We start from the raw sequence: 18,890 nt of genomic DNA, 5'->3' as shown, positions 1-18,890 counted from the left end.
TGTCGTTCGGCGCAGTTTTAGCCCGATCAGCCGATGAATTCATAGGCAAAAGGCCGGTTGCCCCTGCGGCGAAACAGCCACCGCTCTAAGGCAGCCCCATCTCTCTGCCCGCCTCTGCCGCCAACAGCTTGCGGCCCGTGTCGAGCACGCCGTCGACGATGTCATTGGCAATCGCCGCGCTCAGCGCCGCGCCATCGCGGACAGTGAGGGCGGCCAGCACCTCTTTGTGGCGGTCGATCTGATAGTATTCCGCCACCTCGGTAATGACCTGCCGCTGAAACGGACCGAGTTGCAGCCAGATGCTTTCGATCATCGGCAAGGACGCCTGCGCAGGGTTCACGGAGTAAAGCATCCGGTGGAAGGCTTGGTTCAGCAGCGTCAGTTGATCCGCGTTTCTTTCGGCCACGAAACGGTCCATGCTGCCGTCGATCTCGGTCAGGCGGTCGATCACGATGTCCGAGATATAGGGCAAGGCGCGCAGGGCGGCGTGGGTCTCAACCGCGATGCGCAGGGCGACCAGCTCCTCGAACCGCTCAGGGGTCATCAGCGGCACGGTCAAGCGGCGGTTGTCCTTGATTTGGATGGCATGTTCCGAACTCAGCCGCCGCACCGCCTCGCGCACCGGGGTCGGGCTAAGGCCCAGCCGCTCCGCAATGCCGCGCATGGTCAGCGAGGTGCCGGGCGTGATCGCGCCCAGCATGATCGCATTGCGCAGCCGCTCGTAAACATATTCCTGCGTCGTCCCGCCCGGAATATGAGGGATCTCGGGAATGTTGAGCGCATCGTTATCGGTGTCGATCATCTGGCTGCCTTTGGTCTTTCGCCGCTGACCATACGCGCGGCGACAATTGACAGACAAGCGGATAGTGATATGACATTCCAACAAATGGTATCACATTTTTTGGTTCGATATCGAAAGGAACCTCATGTCCGAGAGCAAAGCCGAAGCGTGGTTGGCGCAACATCCCGAGATCGAATCGATCTTTGCCTGCGTTTGTGACCTCAACGGCACCATGCGCGGCAAACGGGTGCCCGCCGATCAGGTGTCCAAAGTCGTCGAAGGCGGGCTCCGCCTGCCGCTGTCCATCGTCGGCATGGATATCTGGGGCGAGGATGTCGAAAATAGCGAGCTGGTGTTCGAGACCGGGGATTCCGACGGGCTCTGCGATTTCACCGGGCGGCCCCTGATGCCCATCACATGGACCACGCGCCCCACCGCGCTGGCGATGCTTTGGATGCGTCAGGAAAACGGCAAGCCCTTCCCCGGCGATCCGCGCCGCGCGCTGGCCGAGGTGGCCGCGCGGTTCAAGGCGCGCGGGTTGACCCCGGTGGTCGCCACGGAATTGGAGTTCTATCTCTTCGATCCGACCGAGGATCACCCGCAGGCCCCCTGCTCCCCGGTCACGGGCAAACGGCTGGATTCCGACGGCGCGCTGTCGCTGGACGAGTTGCAGCATTTCGATGAGTTCCTGAACGAGGTCTACGACGCCTGCGAGTTGCAGGGCATCCCGGCGGATGCGGCCATCTCGGAAAATGGGGCCGGGCAGTTCGAGATCAACATGCGCCATGTGGACGATCCGCTGCGGGCGGCCGATGACGCGGTGCTGTTCAAACGATTGGTACGCGGTATCGCCCGCAAACACGGCTTCGCCGCCACCTTCATGGCCAAACCCTATGGCGATCTGGCGGGCAGCGGCTTTCACGTTCACTTCTCCTTGGTGGATGAAAACGGCGTCAATGTCTTCGACAACGGCGGGGAGGAAGGCACGGCTCTGATGCTCAACGCCGTCGCCGGACTGCTGGCCACGATGCAGCAAAATACGCTGACCTTCGCGCCGCATGAAAACTCCTACCGCCGCCTGCTGCCGGGCGCCCATGCGCCGACCAATGTCGCTTGGGGCTATGAGAACCGCACCGCCGCAATCCGCATCCCGGGCGGCGACCCCAAGGCCCGCCGCATCGAGCATCGCGTCGCCGGGGCCGACGCCAACCCCTATCTGGTGCTGACCAGCATCTTGGGCGGCGCGCTGTTGGGGATTGAGCAGGACATGCAGCCTGTCGCCCCGATCACCGGCGACGCCTATACAATGAAGCTCGACAACCTGCCGCTCGACTGGGCCACGGCCATCGACGCCTTCCGCAAGGGGCCGGATGTGCCCGGCCTGTTCTCTGCCCGGTTGCAGACCATGATGGTCGAATGCAAGACGCAGGAGTTGCGCAAATTTGCGCGGCAAGTGACACATTTCGAATATGACACCTATCTGGAGATCGTCTGATGTCGCGCCATCCCTACGCCGGAGACGGCAGCCATACGTCAAGCTACTACGCCGCCTCGGCCAACCCCGCCCCCGCGCGCCCCGAATTGCAGGGCGATCACGAAATCGACGTCTGCATCGTCGGCGCGGGCTACAGCGGGCTGTCGACCGGCCTGCATCTGGCCGAAAAAGGCTATAAGGTCGCCATCATCGAAGGCGCGCGCGTGGGCTGGGGGGCCTCGGGGCGCAATGGCGGGCAGATCGTCAACGGGCTGAACGCGAGCCTGCAAACGATCAAGCACCGCTATGGGCAGGACACCGCGACCTTCGTCGCCGGTCTGGTACAAGAGGGCGGCGAGATCATCCGCGAGCGGGTTCGCACCTATGACATCCAATGCGACCTCAAGGACAAGAACATCTTCACCGGCCTCACCACGGCACATATGCGCGAGTTGGAGGAGCGGCAAAAGCTCTGGCAAAGCTACGGCATCGACAATCAAGAGATGCTGGACAAGGACCAGTTGCGCGCCCACGTCAATTCCGACCTCTACGAAGGCGGGCTGATCGACCATTCGGGCGGCCATATGCACCCGTTAAACCTCGCCCTCGGCGAAGCGGCGGCCTTTGAGAAGAACGGCGGCACGATCTATGAGATGTCCCCTGTCACGGATGTCGATCACGAGGCTGCCCGCCCTGTGGTCCGCACGGCCAAGGGGACGATGACCTGCAAGACACTGGTGCTCTGCGGCAATGCCTACCTCGGCCATGTGGTGCCCACGCTGGCGCCGCGTGTGATGCCAGTTTCGACCCAAGTCATGGCGACAGAACCGCTGAGCGAGGCACAGGCTCATACGCTGCTACCCACCGATGCCTGCGTCGAAGACATCCGCTATATCCTTGATTACTACCGCCTGTCGGGCGACAAACGCATGCTCTTTGGCGGCGGCACTGTCTATGGCGGCGCGGACCCGCGCGACATCAAAGCCAAGCTCAAGCGCAACATGGACAAGGTCTTCCCCCAGCTGAAAGACGTGAAGATCGACTATGCGTGGAGCGGGAATTTCGCCCTCTCCTTCAGCCGCGTGCCGCAGATGGGCCGGATCGGTGACAACACCTATTTCGCCCACGGCTACAGCGGCCACGGCGTGACCGGTTCGCATACCTTCGGGCGCATCCTGTCCGAGGCGATCGACGGCGACCTCACCCGCTTTGACGTCTTCGCCAATGTGCCGTGGTTCCCCTTCCCCGGCGGGCGCATGTTCCGCGTGCCCTATTCGGTGGTGGGCTCTTGGTGGTATGGGCTGCGCGACCGTTTGGGTGTCTGAAACTTTTTGACAGGGCTGGGGGTTTCTTCACAGTGGCGGGCATGGCGCACGTCATGAGTGGAAGGACCCCCATGCCCGATCAAAAGCCCGCCTCCGTGATCGTCTTCGACGTGAATGAGACCCTGCTCGACATTACCACGTTGGAGCCGCTCTTCGCACGCGTCTTCGGCGACGCCTCAGTGATGCGCAAATGGTTTGCCGAGCTGATCCTCTATTCCCAGACCATGACCCTCTCGGGCCGCTACGCGCCCTTTGGCGCACTGGCGGGTGGCGTCTTGCGAATGGTAGGCGCGAACAAAGGCGTGGCGGTCACGGATGAGGACCTGGCCGAGTTGAAATCCCGCATCGGCTCCATGCCCGCCCACCCGGATGTCGCCCCTGCCCTGCGCAGGCTGCAAGAGGCGGGGTTTCGGCTGGTCACGCTGACCAATTCGCCCCCGTCCCCGGCCCCGACCCCGTTGGAGAAAGCCGGGATCGCCGATTTCTTCGAGCGGAGCTTTAGCATCGACGCGGTCGCAAAATTCAAACCTCATCCCGCGACCTATCAGATGGTGGCCGAGGCGCTTGATCTGCAAACCGATGATCTCTGCATGGTGGCCTGCCACCTGTGGGACACCATCGGCGCGCAGGCGGCGGGCTGTCAGGGGGCCTTCCTCACCCGGCCCAACAACAACCTGATCGAGGTGCAAGAGGTGCCGCAGCCGCATTACCTCTCGAACGATCTGGCGGATTTGGCCGAGCAGATCATCGCCGCGAACGGGCGCTGATCCTCAGCCGCCCATGCGCCGCGCCAGCCGCGTTTCAAGCTGCACCATGGCGTCATAGATCAGCACCGCAAACAGGCCGACCGCCAGCCCGCCCTGCACCACGAAGGCGGTGTTATTAGTCAGAAGCCCCGCGATAATCACCTCCCCCAAGGTCCGTGCTGCCACGGTCGAGCCGATGGTCGCCGTCCCGAGCGCGATGACCACCGACAGCCGAATGCCCGTCAGCGCTACCGGCAGGGCCAGCGGCAGTTCCACCCGCCAGAGCCGCTGCCAACGGCTCAGCCCGATGCCGCGCGCGGCCTCCATCGTGGCGGGCGGCAGGTTGGTGAGGCCCGTAACCGCATTCTCGAAGATCGGCAGCAGGCCATAGAGGAACAGCGCCACCAGCGTCGGCCCCGCCCCGAAACCCAAGGCCGGGACGGCCAGCGCCAGCACCGCCACGGGGGGAAAGGTCTGGCCCATATTGGTGATGGTGCGCGACAGCGGGCGAAAGGCCGCGCCCGCCGGGCGGGTCACGAGGACCGCCAGCGTCACCGCCACCACCGTCGCTGCAGCCGAGGCCATGGCCACCAGCGCCAGATGGCTTAGCGACAGCGACAAGAGCGAGGCGCGGGTGTAGATCACCGGACCATTCTCCGGAGCCAAGGGCGCGAGCAGCGGCGTGAACCACTCAGGCCGCAGGAACAAAGCCAGCAGCACCGCCACCAGAAGCGGCCGCAGGATCCAGCCGATCCTCATGCGTGCTGCCCGGCCCGGGCGCGGATTGCATCAAGGGTCACCCGGCCCATCGGCACGCCGTCTTTCGCCACCGGCACCGCCGCGCGCCCCGTCCACAGGCAGGCCGAAAGCGCGTCGCGCAGACTGGCAGCGGCGGGCAGCGCTTCGCCTTCGGCGCTACCCTCTTCCACCAATTCGGCGACGGGGATCAGTGAAAGAAGCCGCAGGGGCCGCTCCACATCGCCGACCATATCCGCCACGAAATCCGTTGCGGGCGCGGCGATGATCTCGGCAGGCGTGCCGTGCTGCACCAGATGCCCCCCGTCCATGACCGCCACCCGGTCGCCCAGCCGGATCGCCTCTTCCATGTCGTGGGTCACCAGCATGATGGTCGACCCCAGCCGCTGCTGGATGTGCCGCAGGTCTTCCTGCGCGCGGGTGCGAATGATCGGGTCCAGCGCGCCAAAGGGTTCGTCCATCAGCAACAGATCGGGCCTTGAGGCCAAGGCCCGCGCCACGCCAACCCGCTGCTGCTGCCCGCCCGAAAGTTCCGCCGGATAACGGTCGCGGAATTGCGCGGGGTCCATCGAGAAAAGCGCAAGCAGCTCATCCACCCGCGCCGCGATCTTTTCGCGCGGCCAGCCCAGCAGTTGCGGCACCGCGCCGATGTTGCGCCCCACCTTGTGATGCGGGAACAGCCCGTGGCCCTGAATGGCATAGCCGATGCGCCGCCGCAGGATATGCGGCTTGACCGACAGCGTGGAGTCGCCGTTGATGCGCACCTCGCCCGAGGTCGGTTCCTCCAACCGGTTGATCATCCGCAACAGCGTGGTTTTGCCTGAGCCTGAGGTGCCGACGATCACCGTGATCGTGCCCGTCTCAACCGTCATGGATACGGAATCCACCGCGCGAATGTCGCCATAGGTCTTGGTAATGCGGTCGATCTCGATCATGCGCTGTCCTTTGGGGTCTTGCGGGTCAGTTCGACCAATATGTCCATCACGATGGCCGCCGTCAGGGCCAGCACCACGGTCGGCAGGGCACCCAGCAGGATCAAGTCGGTCGCCGTTTGGTTCAGCCCCTGAAAGACGAATGTCCCGAAGCCCCCGCCGCCGATCAGCCCGGCGATGACGGCCAGCCCGATGTTCTGTACCAAGACGATGCGCAGCCCGGTGAGGATGATCGGCAGGCCCAGCGGCAGTTCCACCCGCAACAGGCGTTGCAGCGGCGTCATCCCCATGCCCCGCGCCGCCTCAAGCGCCGCCGGCGGGGCCGAGGCCAGCCCCGCCACGGTATTGCCGACCACAGGCAGCAGCGAATAGAGCACCAGCGCCAGAAAGGCGGGCGCAAAGCCGATGCCCGCGATGCCAAGCGCCCGCGCGCCGGGCAGATTGCCCCCTACCCAGCCGAGGATTGGGATCATCAGCCCGAACATGGCGAGCGAGGGGATGGTTTGCAAAAAGCTCAGCACCGGCAAGGTGGCCCCGCGCAGCCCCGCAAGACGGTGACAGAGCACGCCAAGCGGGAAGCCAATCACCGCCGCCGCGGCGAGAGAGCCGAAGGCCAGCCCGAGATGGCGCAGGAACTCCCGGCCAAAGGCATCGGCCCGGCTGGCGTATTCCTGCATCACCGAAAGCTCCGACAGCGCCCCCGACCACAGGATCGCGCCAAGCACCGCAAGCACGCCCGCCAGCACGGCCCCCCGCATCAGCGGCCCCGGTGCCATCGCGGCAAGCGCATCTGCCATGAGCAGCATGAAGACGACCAGCAGACACCAAAAGCCTACTGAGGGCGAGACACGGGCGTAGTCACCCGCCTCGGCCAGCAGGCCGGAGGCGCCTTGGGTCAGCAGCCACAACAGCCCGCCCAAGCCCAAAGCCGCCCCGGCAATACGCAGGCCATTGCGGCCCGCAGGCAGCCCCATCAGCAGCCCTGCCCCGATCGCCGCAAGCCCCGGCAGCACCACCGGCAGGCTGGCCACGCCCCATGCCATCACCCCTTCGCCCGCCACGATCCGGTTGGCGGCAAGGGTCATGAAAGGCACGCAAAACGCTGCCGCGCCCAGCACAGCGAACAAAAGCCCCGGCGCAGAAATCCCTGCGCCGGGGCCAGTTATTGTGCGGGCGGCGGAGATCAGTCCAGCACCCCGGTCTCGGTCAGATAGGAGCGTGCCACGGCTTCCGCCGGCTCCCCGCCGACTTGAATCCGACCGTTCAGCTTTTGCAGCGTCGCCATGTCGAGCCCGGAGAAGATCGGGTTCAGCACTTCGGCGATCTGGGGGTATTCCTCCAACACCTCGGCGCGGACGATGGGGGCGGGTTCATAGACCGGCTGCACGCCCTTGTCGTCTTCCATCACCACCAGCCCCGTGGCCCCCACGCCGCCATCGGTGCCGTAGACCATCGCCGCGTTCACGCCCGATGTGCCACGCGCCGCCGCCTGAATGGTCGCAGCCGTGTCGCCGCCCGACAGGATTACGGTCTGATCTTGGCTGAGCTCGAAGCCATAGGTCTCCTGCATCGCGGGCAAAACAGCCGGAGAGGACACGAACTCGGTCGAGGCGGCGAGCTTCACCTCACCGCCCTCGGCCACCCATGCGCCGAAATCGGACATGGTGGTGAGGTCATTCTCCTCGGCCACCGGGCCGGTCACGGCGATGGCCCAAGTGTTGTTGGCCGGTGCGGAGTCGAGCCATGTGACGTTATTCTCACCGCCGTCCAATTCCTTGGCACGGGCATGGGCCTTGGCCGCGTCTTTCCAGACATCGCTTTCCGCTTCGTTAAAGAAGAAGGCCGCGTTGCCGGTGTATTCGGGGTAAATGTCGATCTGGTCCGACAGGATCGCTTCGCGCACGACCTGCGTGCCGCCCAGTTGCAGACGCCGCTCTACCGGCAGGCCCGCATCTTCGAGCGCCAGTGCGATGACGTTGCCCAACAGGCCGCCTTCGGTGTCGATCTTCGACGAAACGGTGATATCCGCCGAGGCGGCAGAGGCCAGAGTGGCGGCAAGGCCAGCGGCGGCAGCAGTAGAGAGAATGCGGGGACCCATGGGCGAGAACTCCTTGAAACAATGGCCTGACACGGCGACATGCCGTTTGAAAACGGTAAGGTAGCTGGCAATTTTGCGAAACCAAGGAAGGATTGCACAGCGGCGCGGAATTTTTACCGCCCCGAGTACGACAAAGGGCGCGCCCGGAGTGACCGAACGCGCCCTTTGCCTCGCCGCCACGCGCCGGTCAGGCGGCGCGGGCAGCCTCCGCCTCCCGCGCGGCGCTGCGCTTGAAGAAGAGGAAGTAGAGCACCGGTGCCGCGATCAGCGTCAGGACCGAGGCAAAGGCCAGCCCGCCCATGATCGTCGCCGCCATCGACTGGAAGAAGGCATCCGACAACAGCGGCAGCATCCCTAGAATGGTCGTCGCAGCGGCAAGGAAGACCGGACGCAAACGCGAGGTCGAGGCGGTAACGATGGCCTCTTTCAGATCCATCGCCGGATCGGCGGCGCGGGTGAGGTCGATCTCTTCGACCAGCACGATGCCGTTCTTGATCAACATCCCCGAGAGCGACAAGAGCCCCAGAAGCGCGGTAAAGGTAAAGGGCAGCCCCGTCCCCAACAGCGCCAGACTGACCCCGTTCACCGCCATCGGCACCAAGAGCCAGATGATGATCGGCTGTTTCAGCGCGTTGAACAGCAGGACCGAAATCAGCACCATGATGATGAGGCTGAGCGGCAGTTGCTTGCCCAAGGCGGCCTGCGCCTCGCCCGCGCTTTCCAATTCGCCCCCCCATTCCATGGCATAGCCTTCGGGGATTTCCATCGCCTCGATGGTTTCCTGCACCTCGGCCTGCACCTGCGCCGCCGTGACGCCGCGCGGGATATCGGCACCCACGGTGATCACATCGGCCCGATCGCGACGGTAGAGCAGCGTGTCCTGCGGCTCGAACCGGAAACCGTCGATCACCTGCTCCATCGGGACCAGCGCATTGGTGTTCTGGGCATAGATCACATGATCCGTCAGCGCCAGATCGGCATCCTGCGGGGCGCGGATCACGATTGGGATCTGACGATCCCGCTCGCGGAAGGTGCCGCCGCTGGTGCCTTCCGTGGCGAATTTGAGGGTCTCCGTGATCTCGGTCCGCGAGATGCCTGCGTCCTGCGCGCGTTCTTCGGCATAGATCGGACGCAGCACCAATTCACGCTCGCGCCAGTCCTGACGCGGGGTGATGATATTGTCCGACGCCGCCTGCATCCGGTCCATCGCCTCATCCGCCAGATCGCGCAGCACATTGGGATCGCGGCCCGAGAAGCGCACCTCGATCGGGGCACCGCCGCCGGGGCCAAAGGCCAAACGCTTGGCCCGGAACTCCCCTTGCGGCACCGCATCGGCGGCGAAAGCCTCAAGCGCGTTCATCTCATCTTGGATCACCTCAAGCGAAGACACCCGGACGATCAGATGCCCATAGCTGGGGTTGGGGTCTTCGGCCTGATAGGTCAGCATGAAACGCGCAGCCCCCTGCCCCGCGTAGGAGGTCACGTCTTCGACATTATCCCGCGCCACCAGCCAGTCTTCGAGCACGGCCAGATCGTTAGATGTCTGGTGGATCGACGACCCTTGGGGCAGTTTGTAATGCACGAAGTAAAGCGGCGTGTTGCTGTCGGGGAAGAACTGCTGCTTGATCTGACCAAAGAGGGCATAGCACACCGCCGTCCCGGCAATCAGCGCCACGATCACCAGCCAGCGCAGCTTGAGCGAGGCACGCAGCACGGCGGCATAGCCCTTGAAGATCGCGCCATCATAGCCGCCAGCCCCGCCTTCGACGCCGCGTTTGAAAAAGTAGTGCCCCAAAAGCGGCGTGGCGGTGATGGCCAGCACCCAAGAGAGCAGCAGCGAAATCGCGATCACGGCAAAGAGCGAGAAGAGGAATTCGCCCGTGGCATCGGGGCTCAGCCCGATCCCGGCAAAGGCCATGATGCCGATAACGGTCGCCCCCAAAAGCGGGATCTGCGTCTTGCTCGCCGCCTCGGTCGCCGCTTCGCGCGAGCTCTTGCCCTGCTGCATGGAGATCTGCATCCCCTCGGCCACAACGATGGCGTTATCGACCAGCATCCCCATCGCGATGATCAACGCCCCGAGTGAGATACGCTCCATCTCAATCGCGCCGAGCGCCATGAAAAACAGCGTCCCCACCACCGTCAGCAACAGGGTGGAGCCCACAACCACCGCCGCGCGCCAGCCCATGAAGACGGCCAGCACGGCCACAACGATGGCGACGGACATGGCGAGGTTCAGCAAAAAGGCGTTCGACGCCTCTTCGACCACCGTGTGCTGGCGGTAGATGGACTCGATCGAGATGCCCAAGGGCAGCGTCTCGCGCAGCTGCGCAAGCTTGTCGTCCACCCTTTTGCCGATATCGACGATATTCTCGGTCGCGATCCCGGCCACCCCGAGGGTGAAGGCCTCCTGCCCGTTGTGGCGGATCACCAGATCGGGGTTTGCCTCCCGGGTGCGGTAAATGTTGGTCACATCGGCAAGGTTGATCACCTGACCGCCAACCCCCACCGACAAGGCGGCGATCTCGGACACGCTGTCAGAGCCTTCGGGCCGCTGGATCAGCGTGCGCCCGTCCGCGTCTTGAATGGCGCCGCCGTCGACGATCTCATTCGCGCTCGATACCGCGCCGACAATGGCTGAGGGCGGAATGCCGAGCGTGGTGCTCAGCGCAAGTTGCGGTTCGACATAGATCACCTCATTGGGCAGGCCCGAAAGCGCCACATCCGACACGCCATCGACCAGCAGCAATTCCCGCCGCAGATAGCTGGAGAGTTCATTGACCTCGGCATCGGAATAGCCATCTGCGGTGACGGCGTAGTAAAGCCCGTAAACATCGCCGAAACCGTCGTTCACATAGGGCTGTGTCGCCCCGCTCGGCAAGGCTGCCTCATTCACGCGGTTGCGCAGTTTGGTCCAAATTTCCGGCAGTTCGGACCCGTCGAAGGTGTCCTGCATATTGACCGTGATCCACGACAGACCGGGCTGGTTCATGGATTCGATGTCCTTGATCTCGGACATCTTCTGGATTTGCGATTCAAGCGGTTCGGTAACCTCAAGCGCGACCTCTTCGGCAGAGGCACCGGGGTATTGGGTCACCACCACCGCCGTTTTGATGGTAAAGGCCGGGTCTTCCAGACGGCCAAGGGTGGCAAACCCCCAGATGCCGCCCAAAAGACAGGTTAGCATGATGATCCAAGTATAGATCGGGCGGTTGATCGACAGACGTGCGATATCCATGCGCTCAGTCTCCGAAACCGACGAAGCGGCGCACGGCGGCACCATCTTCAAGCTGGCTTGCGCCGCTCACCACGATCTCTTGCCCATCGGAAAGCCCGGCTTCGACGTTGACATCGCCGCGCGCGGTGGGGGTGATCTCAACCGCGGTGCGGGTCACGGTGCCTTCGCGCGCGCCGGTAGGGTCAAAGACCATGACATAGGTGCCGCGGTCATTGCCGACCACGATGGCGGTGTCGGGCACGATGATGCTCGACCCGCCGATGTTCAGCGTGGCGCGCACCTCGACCGAGGCGCCGGGCAGCGGCACGAAATCTTCGGGCAATTCCGCCCCAAGGGTGATGCTATAGGTCTGGCCGACATCCGCCGTCTCGGCGTTGTATTCGCGTATTTGCATCGGGTAGGTATTGGCGTTGGCCGGAAACTTGGCCATGAACCGCACGCTGGGGTCGCGCCCTGCGCGCAGAAACAGGGTTTCGGGCACGTCGATCTCGACCCGCAACTCGGACATGTCATGCAGACGCACCACCGGCGTGCCCGCGCTGACGGTCGAGTAATTGGGCACCAACCGCGAGGCGACAATCGCATCGAAGGGCGCATGGAGGGTTGCGTTCTCAAGGTCGCGCTCGGCGTTGCGCACGGCGATATCGTTGACCGTCACGGCGGTTTCGGCGTCTTGCAGATTGACCTCGGCCACCGAAGACCCGGCGAGCTTTTGATAACGCTCCATCGTCCGGCGCGCCTGCGCGTCATTGGCCTGCGCCTGCTCTAGCGCCAGTTGAAACGGCTCCAGATCCATCCGGGCGACGACCGTATCTTCACTGACCGTGGCCCCCTCTTCGACGGGGAATTCCTCGATCTGACCGCCGACTTGAAAGGCAAGGTCCACGGTTTCACGTGCAACCACCTTGCCAAAGAACACACGCTCAACCTCGGCATCGCTGGCCTTGACCGTTTGCAGCTTTACCACCGGCATTTCGGCGGCAGCCACCATCGGCGCGGCGATACCGCCGACCAAGGCCAGCGCAAATCCCAACACCCGCCCCGCGCCGGTCCCGCGCGTCGTCTCAACAAGCCATTTGGCCATGGTCAGTCTTCCTTATGAATAGCATCCGGCACGGGCCCAAGGGCGGCGGTCAGACTAAGTTGTTTGAGGGTGCGCAGCTGCGCGAGAAAATGGTCACGGTCCAGCGCATGCATGCCAGCGGCCTTGGCGGAACGTTGGATGAAATCGGCCAGCGCCTCGACACTCAAGCCATTGCGGGTGATCGACGCCTCATAGGGCATCAGCACCTTAGCGATCACGTCGCGAAAGCGCCCGGCGGAACACTGCAGCGCCTCTTGGCTGACGGCATTGGCCCCGGCGATGAAATCCTGCGCATTGGGCATCGCCTGCATCGTGTCATAGCCGCGCACCACCATCCGATCAAAGATCAGATCAAGCTGCGCCGCCAGATCGGGCGCATTGGGCATCTCTTCGGCGATCTCTTCCAGCGCCAATTCTGTGTAGCGCCCAATCAGCCCGCGCAGAATGTCATCCTTGTTGCGAAACCGATTGTAGAGGGTCTGGCGCGAGACGCCCGCCTCTTCGCAGAGATCACCCATGCTGGTGCGCTTGACCCCATAGCGGGAAAAGACATGCAGCGCAGCGTCAAGCACGGTCTTTTCGAGTTCGGTCATGCGGGCTCCTTAACACGGGTCAAGGCGCAATTGGACATTTGAACCAAATATGTCAACCTGTAAATCAGCGACCATGCAGCCCGCGCAGATCACAATCGCGTTTCGCGCATGGAGCGCGCTCTAGGGCGCGGAGATCAGGCTACCGAGATAGAGCGTGAGCGGCAGGGTGAAAAAGCTGAGCAGCGTCTGCGTGGTGATGATCGCCGCCATCAAGGGCGCATCGCCCCGCATCTCCCGCGCCAGCGTATAGCTGGCCACCCCGGTTGGCAGGGCCGCGAAGATCAGCGCGATTTGCAGCGTCAGCGGCGCAGGGTTCAGCACCAGCGCGGCCAGCAGCACCGCCAGCGGGTTCACCAGATGTTTGCCGATGATCGACAGGCCGATGACCGAGACCGAGCCCGACAGCCCGCGCAGCCGCAGGTTGGCGCCGACGCAAAGCAGCATGATCGGCAGCGCCGCATCCCCCAAGATGCGCGCGCTTTCATGCAAGACAGGCACATGGTGCAGCCCCGCTAAGTTGAAAAGCACGCCTGCCAGAATGCCGAGGATCAGCGGGTTCTTGACCAAGCCTTTAAGGATGGATTTGCCGCCGCCGCCCAACTGCCGGGTCATCAGCGTCACCACCGTCACATTCACCACCGGCACCAGCAGGGCCGAACCGAGAACGGCGATCTGTAGCCCCGCCGTGCCAAAAACGGCTTCGGCAATCGCGAGGCCGATGAATGTGTTGAACCGCGCACTGCCCTGCATCAGCGAACTGCCCTGCGGCGCGGCATAGGCCCGACCGAACAGCCAGCCGCAAAAGATCGCTGCAAAGAACCCGGCGTAGAGCAGCAGGGCATAGTCGCCCAAGCCGCCGCTGAGGTCCGCCGCCGAGATCTTGGCAAAGAACAGCGCGGGCATCAGCACCCAATAGACCAGCCGGTCATTCAGGTTCCAGAACTTGGTCGAAGGGATGCCGCCCCGGCGCAGGCCATAGCCCATGAGGATCAGCGCGAAGACCGGCGCGATGGCCAGAAAGATAGTGAACATATTAACCGCCCGGAAGGATCGCGCGGACCCTAGGCGCGCCTTGGCCCGGATGCAACAGAGACCGTCGCCTCAAACAGGCAACCCCGGCCCCAAAGGGCCGGGACATGGATCAATCACGGGTCAATCGCTGCCGTGTACCGCGATTTGGGCGTCGGGTGCGGGGCGGAACTTCCACTGCACCCCAAAGATCACCGCCGCCACTGCGATGCCGATGAGGTCGGTCATCAGACCACCCGCGATCATGCAAAGCGCCGCGAGGATCAGACCCAGCCGGATGAACCAAGCCGCACCGCTGCCCGCGAACCAGCCCTGCATGCCCGAAGACAGCAGATAGACCCCAAAGATCGCCGTGACACCGGCGCGGATCACCTCGAACCACGTGCCGTCCATCAGGATCGCGCCGTTGTAGAAGAACATGAAGGGCACGATGAAGGCCGAAATGCCGATCTTGAAGGAGGCGACCGAAGTCTCCATCGGGTTGGCGCCCGAAATCCCCGCCGCGGCATAGCTCGCCAGCGCCACGGGGGGCGTGATGGCCGAGACGACGGCGAAGTAGAAGACAAAGAAATGCGCCGTCAGCAGCGGAATGCCCAGTTGCACCAGACCGGGCGCCACGACCGAAGCCGCCACCGCATAGGCCGCCGTGGTAGGCATGCCCATGCCGAGCAGAATGGCAATACACATGGCAAAGAACAGGGCGAGGAATTGGCTCGCCTCTGCCAGACCCAGCAGCACGGAAGAGAAACGCGCGCCGACACCGGTCAGGCTGATGACACCCACGATGATGCCCGCACAGGCGCAGACCGCGATGATCTGGATCGACATGATCCCGGCCAGGTCAAAGGCTTTGACAATGCTGCGCGGCCCCATGCGGAAGGGGGTGAACCACGACACAACCGCCGCCGCCGCCGTTGCCAGCGTGCCCGCGCGAATGATCGAATAGCCCATGAACAGCGCATAGATCAGGATGATGATCGGAATGAACAGGAACACCCGCCGCAGCATGTCCTTGAGCTTGGGCAGTTCTTCAGAGCGCATGCCGCGCATGCCCAGCTTGGCCGCTTCGAAATCCACCATGAAGTAGATCGACACGAAGTAGAGCACCGCAGGAATGATCGCCGCCACGGCGATGTCGGTGTAAGGGATGCCCGTGATCTCGGCCATGATGAAGGCGCCTGCCCCCATGATCGGCGGCATGATCTGCCCGCCGGTCGAGGCGGCAGCCTCAACCGCGCCTGCGGTCCGGGCCGGGTAGCCCACCTTTTTCATCAGCGGAATGGTCAGCGAGCCTGTCGCCACCACATTGCCTGCCGAGGTGCCATTGATCATCCCCATAAGACCCGAGGCAAAGATCGCGACCTTGGCCGGCCCCCCGCGTGAGCGGCCCGCGGCGGCGAAGGCGAAGTTGACGAAATAGTCGCCAACCTTCGATGCCTGAAGGAAGGCCGCGAAGATGATAAAGAGGATGATATAGGTCGATGACACCGCCGTGGTCGGCCCCAGAATGCCCGCATCGGTGTAGACTTGGCTAAAGAAGCGGGTCCACTGGATGTTGGGCGCGTTCAGGAAGCCCGGCAGCATGTCCCCGACGAAGACATAGACCAGAAAGACACCCGAGATCACGATGAGCGCAAGCCCCGCCACGCGGCGCGTCAGCTCCATGATCAGCGCGGTGCCCGCGACCGCGGCGATAGAGATGCCGATGGGGGCAAATGGCGTGCCCGTCGAGTTGCGCATCAAGGTGCCGTACATGGTGATCAGGTAAATCGCCACGGCCACCCCGCAGATGGACAGCAACAGGTCCGCAGGCGAAACCTGCCCCCGCTCGCGTCCGCGCAGCCAACCCACGACGATGCCGATGGCCGTCGCCGCCACCAGCGGCAGGCCATAGTGATAGATTTCGAGGGTCTTGAACTCGGGGCTCATGCCGTTCCACTGGGTGCCGCCAGCGATCTGGCTGGCGATGCTCCAAGCGGTCCAGATCGAATAAAGCGCCGGGATCATCGCGGCCCATGCCACGAAATCCAGCGGATGACGGCCCTGCCCCTTGCCCTCATCCACAAAGGCGCGGGCGGAATAGAGGGTAAAGCCAAGGATCAACGCACCCGCGATGTGCACGATGCGGAAATTCCACGTCTCCATCGGAAAGGTCGGCAAAAGCGGGATGCGGATGCCGGTCAGCTCTCCGATCGACATGCCGTTGAGTGCTGCCATGTGAAAGAAGGCATAGATCGCCGACATGGCCGCAACGACCAGATAGGTGCGCCCGGTGAATATGCGGCGATTGCTTTCTACCGGTTCGTCATCCACCCCTTCGGCGACAATCGGGCCCTGCGGATCGGCGGCGCTATGCTGGTCTGTCATGGAGGCTTCCTTTCCCGATATCTGCGCGGGATCTGTCCCGACAATCAGGCGGGATGATGGCAAGATGCCGCCCCGATTAGGGACGGCATGCAAGTTTGTCTAGGCGTTCGCTTAGTTGCCGTAGATCATATCGTCGGAAATATCGGCATCCGCGTTCTCTTTGAACCAAGCTGCCGCACCGGGATGCCATTTCAGAACGGTGTTCTTCTCCCAGTTCTCAGGCAGGGTCGAAGCCGCCGCCTTGTGAATGCCCTTCATCCGCTCATTGTCGGACATGACGACATCCACAGCCGCTTTGACGAAGGATTCCGGCAGATCGCAGTTGGCAATCGCGAAGTTCCACATGGAGACCGAACGCGCGCCCTCTTCCAGCGTGGTGTAGGTGCTGGCGTCAATGGTGAACTCGGACACCGGGAACTCTTCGAGCAGTTTGGCCTGCTCTTCCTCGGTGAACTCGATGATGTTCACATCCGTCTGCACCTCAAGCTGGCTGACCGCAGGCACCGGCACACCGGCAGCAAAGGCGATCACGTCCAGCAGACCGTCCTGCAACTGGCCGCCCAGATCGGTCCAACCGCCGTTGCGGCGCTCATACTCGACGCCGAGCGTGTCCATCATGCGCGGGAAATAGGTGTCCGAGGTGGAGCCCGCCGGACCAAAGCCGATCTTGGCACCCGCCGGAATGTCGGCGACCGAGGAGATGCCCGAGGACGACAGCGCGGTCACGGAGAACGGTGTCTGATACATCGGGAACATCGCGCAGGCTTGGGTCATTTCCAGACCGGGGGCGATGGGGTTGGTACCAGCCAGCGATTCCGCCGCCGGGCCCATTGTGGTCATGCCGAAGGCCGCCTCGCCGGTGTGGACCAGCGCCATGTTCTGCATCGGGCCGCCGGTGACTTCGCCACCGCCGGTCAGGCCCAGTTCCTTGGCCACAAGGTTCGCCCAGCCCGAGCCGTAGGCGAAGTAGGTGCCGCCTTGGCTGGCCGTGCCCACGGTGAAGCTGCTCGGCCAGTCGGATTTATCCATGTCCTGAGCGACGGCAGCGCCTGCCAGAATGGTGCTTGCGGCGAGGATTGCGGTGAATTTCATGTCTCTCTCCCTTGGTTGCTCTTAACGGGCGTCGGCACAGGGTGCCGCGCGCAGCCGCTGTATTCAGCTTGTCCGGCCAATTAACTGTACACTGACAGGCAGAGGCAAGTCCGAATTTGCCGTGAAACCGGGGATGAGAGAGAAAGAGGCAGCCTACCGTTGGGTCAATGGCGCATTCTTTGGCAGTTGCACGCCAGCGGCAGTGATTGAGGGAAGGCGCAGGCCGTCGAAAGCCCCGCCGCGCGGGCGGCGCAGCGGGGCGTGATATTAATCAGTGTTCGGCCTGACTCAGACGTCGACCACAACCTTGCCAATCGCCTGCCCGCTTTGCAGCCGCGCATAGGCATCGCCAACCGCGCTCAGATCAAAGGTCTTTTCGTCGAGCAGCGGCTTCACCGCCCCCTCGTCGACCAGCGTGGCGAGATTGCTAAGGATTTCCCCATGCACCGCGCGGTTCACGTCATGCAGCATCGGCAAAAGCATGAAGACCACATGCAAGGACAGCCCGCTGAAATGCGCCGGGGTCAGGTCGATCGCCGACAGGGCCACGGTCGTGACCACATGGCCGTTCAGCGCAGCGGCAGCGAAAGAGTTCGGCAGATTGTCCCCGCCCACGGTGTCGAAAACCGCATCGAAGCCGCGGCCTGCGGTATGGGCGGCCACATAGTCTTCGATCTTCTCGGCTTTAAAGTCGATGGCGCGCGCGCCATAGCCTTCGATCACCGCCATTTGGTCATCCCCGGTGCCGGTCGAGGAGACCTCGGCCCCCATATGCTTTGCCAGTTGCACCGCCAGATGGCCGACCCCGCCCGCGCCGCCTTGGACCAGCACCTTCTGGCCCCCTGCGACGCCCGCGCGGTGCAGCCCTTCCCAAGCGGTGATGCCCACCAGCGGAAGGGCCGCGGCCTCGCGCATCGACAGGGATTTGGGTTTATGAGCGATGAGCCGTGCGTCAGCGCGCATGAATTCGGCCAGCGCCCCTTGCAGATCGGCCAAGCCACCGGCGCAGCCATAGACCTCGTCACCCACGGCGAAACCGGTGACACCTTCGCCAATCTCTTCGATCACCCCGGCGAAATCCATGCCCAGAACGGCAGGCAGGTCAGGCGACAGAGGCAGGTCTTTGCCCGCGTTCTTGATCATCGTGTCGATGGTGTTCACGCTGGTCGCCTTGACGCGCAGCACCACATGGCCGGGGGTGGCCAAGGGGCGTGGCAAATCGGCTTCGACAAAAGGCGCCTCTGCGCCATAGCTGGTGAGGGTCATGGATTTCATCGGTCTATCTCCCGTTAACATTGCGTTGAGACAGAGATAGGCCAACATGGCGCGCCAGATAATCGGATGAAACTTGAGTTCAGTTTCTTGTTATTGAATA

The 18,890-nt window shown here is 63.5% G+C and carries 15 protein-coding genes; 3 read left to right on the top strand and 12 right to left on the bottom strand.

Annotated features, from left to right (window positions below):
* Positions 1 to 85: 85 nt before the first annotated feature.
* A complete protein-coding gene (locus ACGYLX_RS09470) occupies positions 86 to 802 on the bottom strand; it encodes a GntR family transcriptional regulator (RefSeq protein WP_394448996.1) in 717 nt (238 codons plus the stop codon).
* A gap of 124 nt (positions 803 to 926) precedes the next feature.
* On the opposite strand from ACGYLX_RS09470, the gene ACGYLX_RS09465 reads away from it, so the two are divergent.
* From ACGYLX_RS09465 to ACGYLX_RS09455, 3 genes are all read left to right on the top strand, one after another.
* A complete protein-coding gene (locus ACGYLX_RS09465; RefSeq protein WP_067262431.1) occupies positions 927 to 2,276 on the top strand; it encodes a glutamine synthetase family protein in 1,350 nt (449 codons plus the stop codon).
* Positions 2,276 to 3,580, top strand: a complete 1,305-nt coding sequence (locus tag ACGYLX_RS09460; RefSeq protein WP_394448994.1) for an NAD(P)/FAD-dependent oxidoreductase — start codon at positions 2,276 to 2,278, stop codon at positions 3,578 to 3,580. The genes ACGYLX_RS09465 and ACGYLX_RS09460 overlap by 1 nt, the downstream gene beginning before the upstream one ends.
* Positions 3,581 to 3,651: 71 nt before the next feature.
* Positions 3,652 to 4,347 (top strand): haloacid dehalogenase type II, encoded by a 696-nt coding sequence (locus tag ACGYLX_RS09455; RefSeq protein ID WP_394448991.1) that lies wholly within the window; start codon positions 3,652 to 3,654, stop codon positions 4,345 to 4,347.
* Between the two features lie 3 nt (positions 4,348 to 4,350).
* Here the strand turns inward: ACGYLX_RS09455 and ACGYLX_RS09450 are convergent, their stop codons facing one another.
* From ACGYLX_RS09450 to ACGYLX_RS09400, 11 genes are all read right to left on the bottom strand, one after another.
* On the bottom strand, positions 4,351 to 5,085 hold the full coding sequence (locus tag ACGYLX_RS09450) for an ABC transporter permease (RefSeq protein WP_394448988.1): 735 nt from the start codon (positions 5,083 to 5,085) through the stop codon (positions 4,351 to 4,353).
* Positions 5,082 to 6,017 (bottom strand): ABC transporter ATP-binding protein, encoded by a 936-nt coding sequence (locus ACGYLX_RS09445; protein WP_394448986.1) that lies wholly within the window; start codon positions 6,015 to 6,017, stop codon positions 5,082 to 5,084. The genes ACGYLX_RS09450 and ACGYLX_RS09445 overlap by 4 nt, the downstream gene beginning before the upstream one ends.
* Entirely contained in the window at positions 6,014 to 7,099 is a 1,086-nt protein-coding gene (locus ACGYLX_RS09440) for an ABC transporter permease (protein ID WP_394448983.1), read from the bottom strand. The genes ACGYLX_RS09445 and ACGYLX_RS09440 overlap by 4 nt, the downstream gene beginning before the upstream one ends.
* A gap of 98 nt (positions 7,100 to 7,197) precedes the next feature.
* The gene (locus tag ACGYLX_RS09435; RefSeq protein WP_394448980.1) at positions 7,198 to 8,112 is read right to left on the bottom strand and encodes an ABC transporter substrate-binding protein; all 915 of its coding nucleotides are present in this window, start codon (positions 8,110 to 8,112) and stop codon (positions 7,198 to 7,200) included.
* 187 nt (positions 8,113 to 8,299) lie between these two features.
* Complete coding sequence (locus ACGYLX_RS09430; protein WP_394448978.1) at positions 8,300 to 11,350, bottom strand: efflux RND transporter permease subunit; 3,051 nt, start codon at positions 11,348 to 11,350, stop codon at positions 8,300 to 8,302.
* 4 nt (positions 11,351 to 11,354) lie between these two features.
* Positions 11,355 to 12,434, bottom strand: coding sequence for an efflux RND transporter periplasmic adaptor subunit (locus tag ACGYLX_RS09425; protein WP_394448975.1), 1,080 nt, complete (start codon positions 12,432 to 12,434; stop codon positions 11,355 to 11,357).
* Positions 12,435 to 12,436: 2 nt separating this feature from the next.
* Complete coding sequence (locus ACGYLX_RS09420; protein WP_271692081.1) at positions 12,437 to 13,027, bottom strand: TetR/AcrR family transcriptional regulator; 591 nt, start codon at positions 13,025 to 13,027, stop codon at positions 12,437 to 12,439.
* 120 nt (positions 13,028 to 13,147) lie between these two features.
* The gene (locus ACGYLX_RS09415) at positions 13,148 to 14,059 is read right to left on the bottom strand and encodes an AEC family transporter (RefSeq protein WP_394448972.1); all 912 of its coding nucleotides are present in this window, start codon (positions 14,057 to 14,059) and stop codon (positions 13,148 to 13,150) included.
* A gap of 120 nt (positions 14,060 to 14,179) precedes the next feature.
* Positions 14,180 to 16,423: a TRAP transporter permease gene (locus tag ACGYLX_RS09410; RefSeq protein WP_394448969.1), complete on the bottom strand. Its 2,244-nt coding sequence runs from the start codon at positions 16,421 to 16,423 to the stop codon at positions 14,180 to 14,182.
* 111 nt (positions 16,424 to 16,534) lie between these two features.
* Positions 16,535 to 17,515, bottom strand: a complete 981-nt coding sequence (locus ACGYLX_RS09405; RefSeq protein WP_394411033.1) for a TAXI family TRAP transporter solute-binding subunit — start codon at positions 17,513 to 17,515, stop codon at positions 16,535 to 16,537.
* Positions 17,516 to 17,803: 288 nt separating this feature from the next.
* The gene (locus ACGYLX_RS09400) at positions 17,804 to 18,790 is read right to left on the bottom strand and encodes a zinc-dependent alcohol dehydrogenase family protein (RefSeq protein ID WP_394448966.1); all 987 of its coding nucleotides are present in this window, start codon (positions 18,788 to 18,790) and stop codon (positions 17,804 to 17,806) included.
* Positions 18,791 to 18,890: the final 100 nt, after the last annotated feature.

The organism is Sulfitobacter sp. 1A13496, from assembly GCF_043557225.1.
Lineage (GTDB): Bacteria > Pseudomonadota > Alphaproteobacteria > Rhodobacterales > Rhodobacteraceae > Sulfitobacter > Sulfitobacter faviae.
This window is presented reverse-complemented; position numbering and strand designations above follow the sequence as displayed.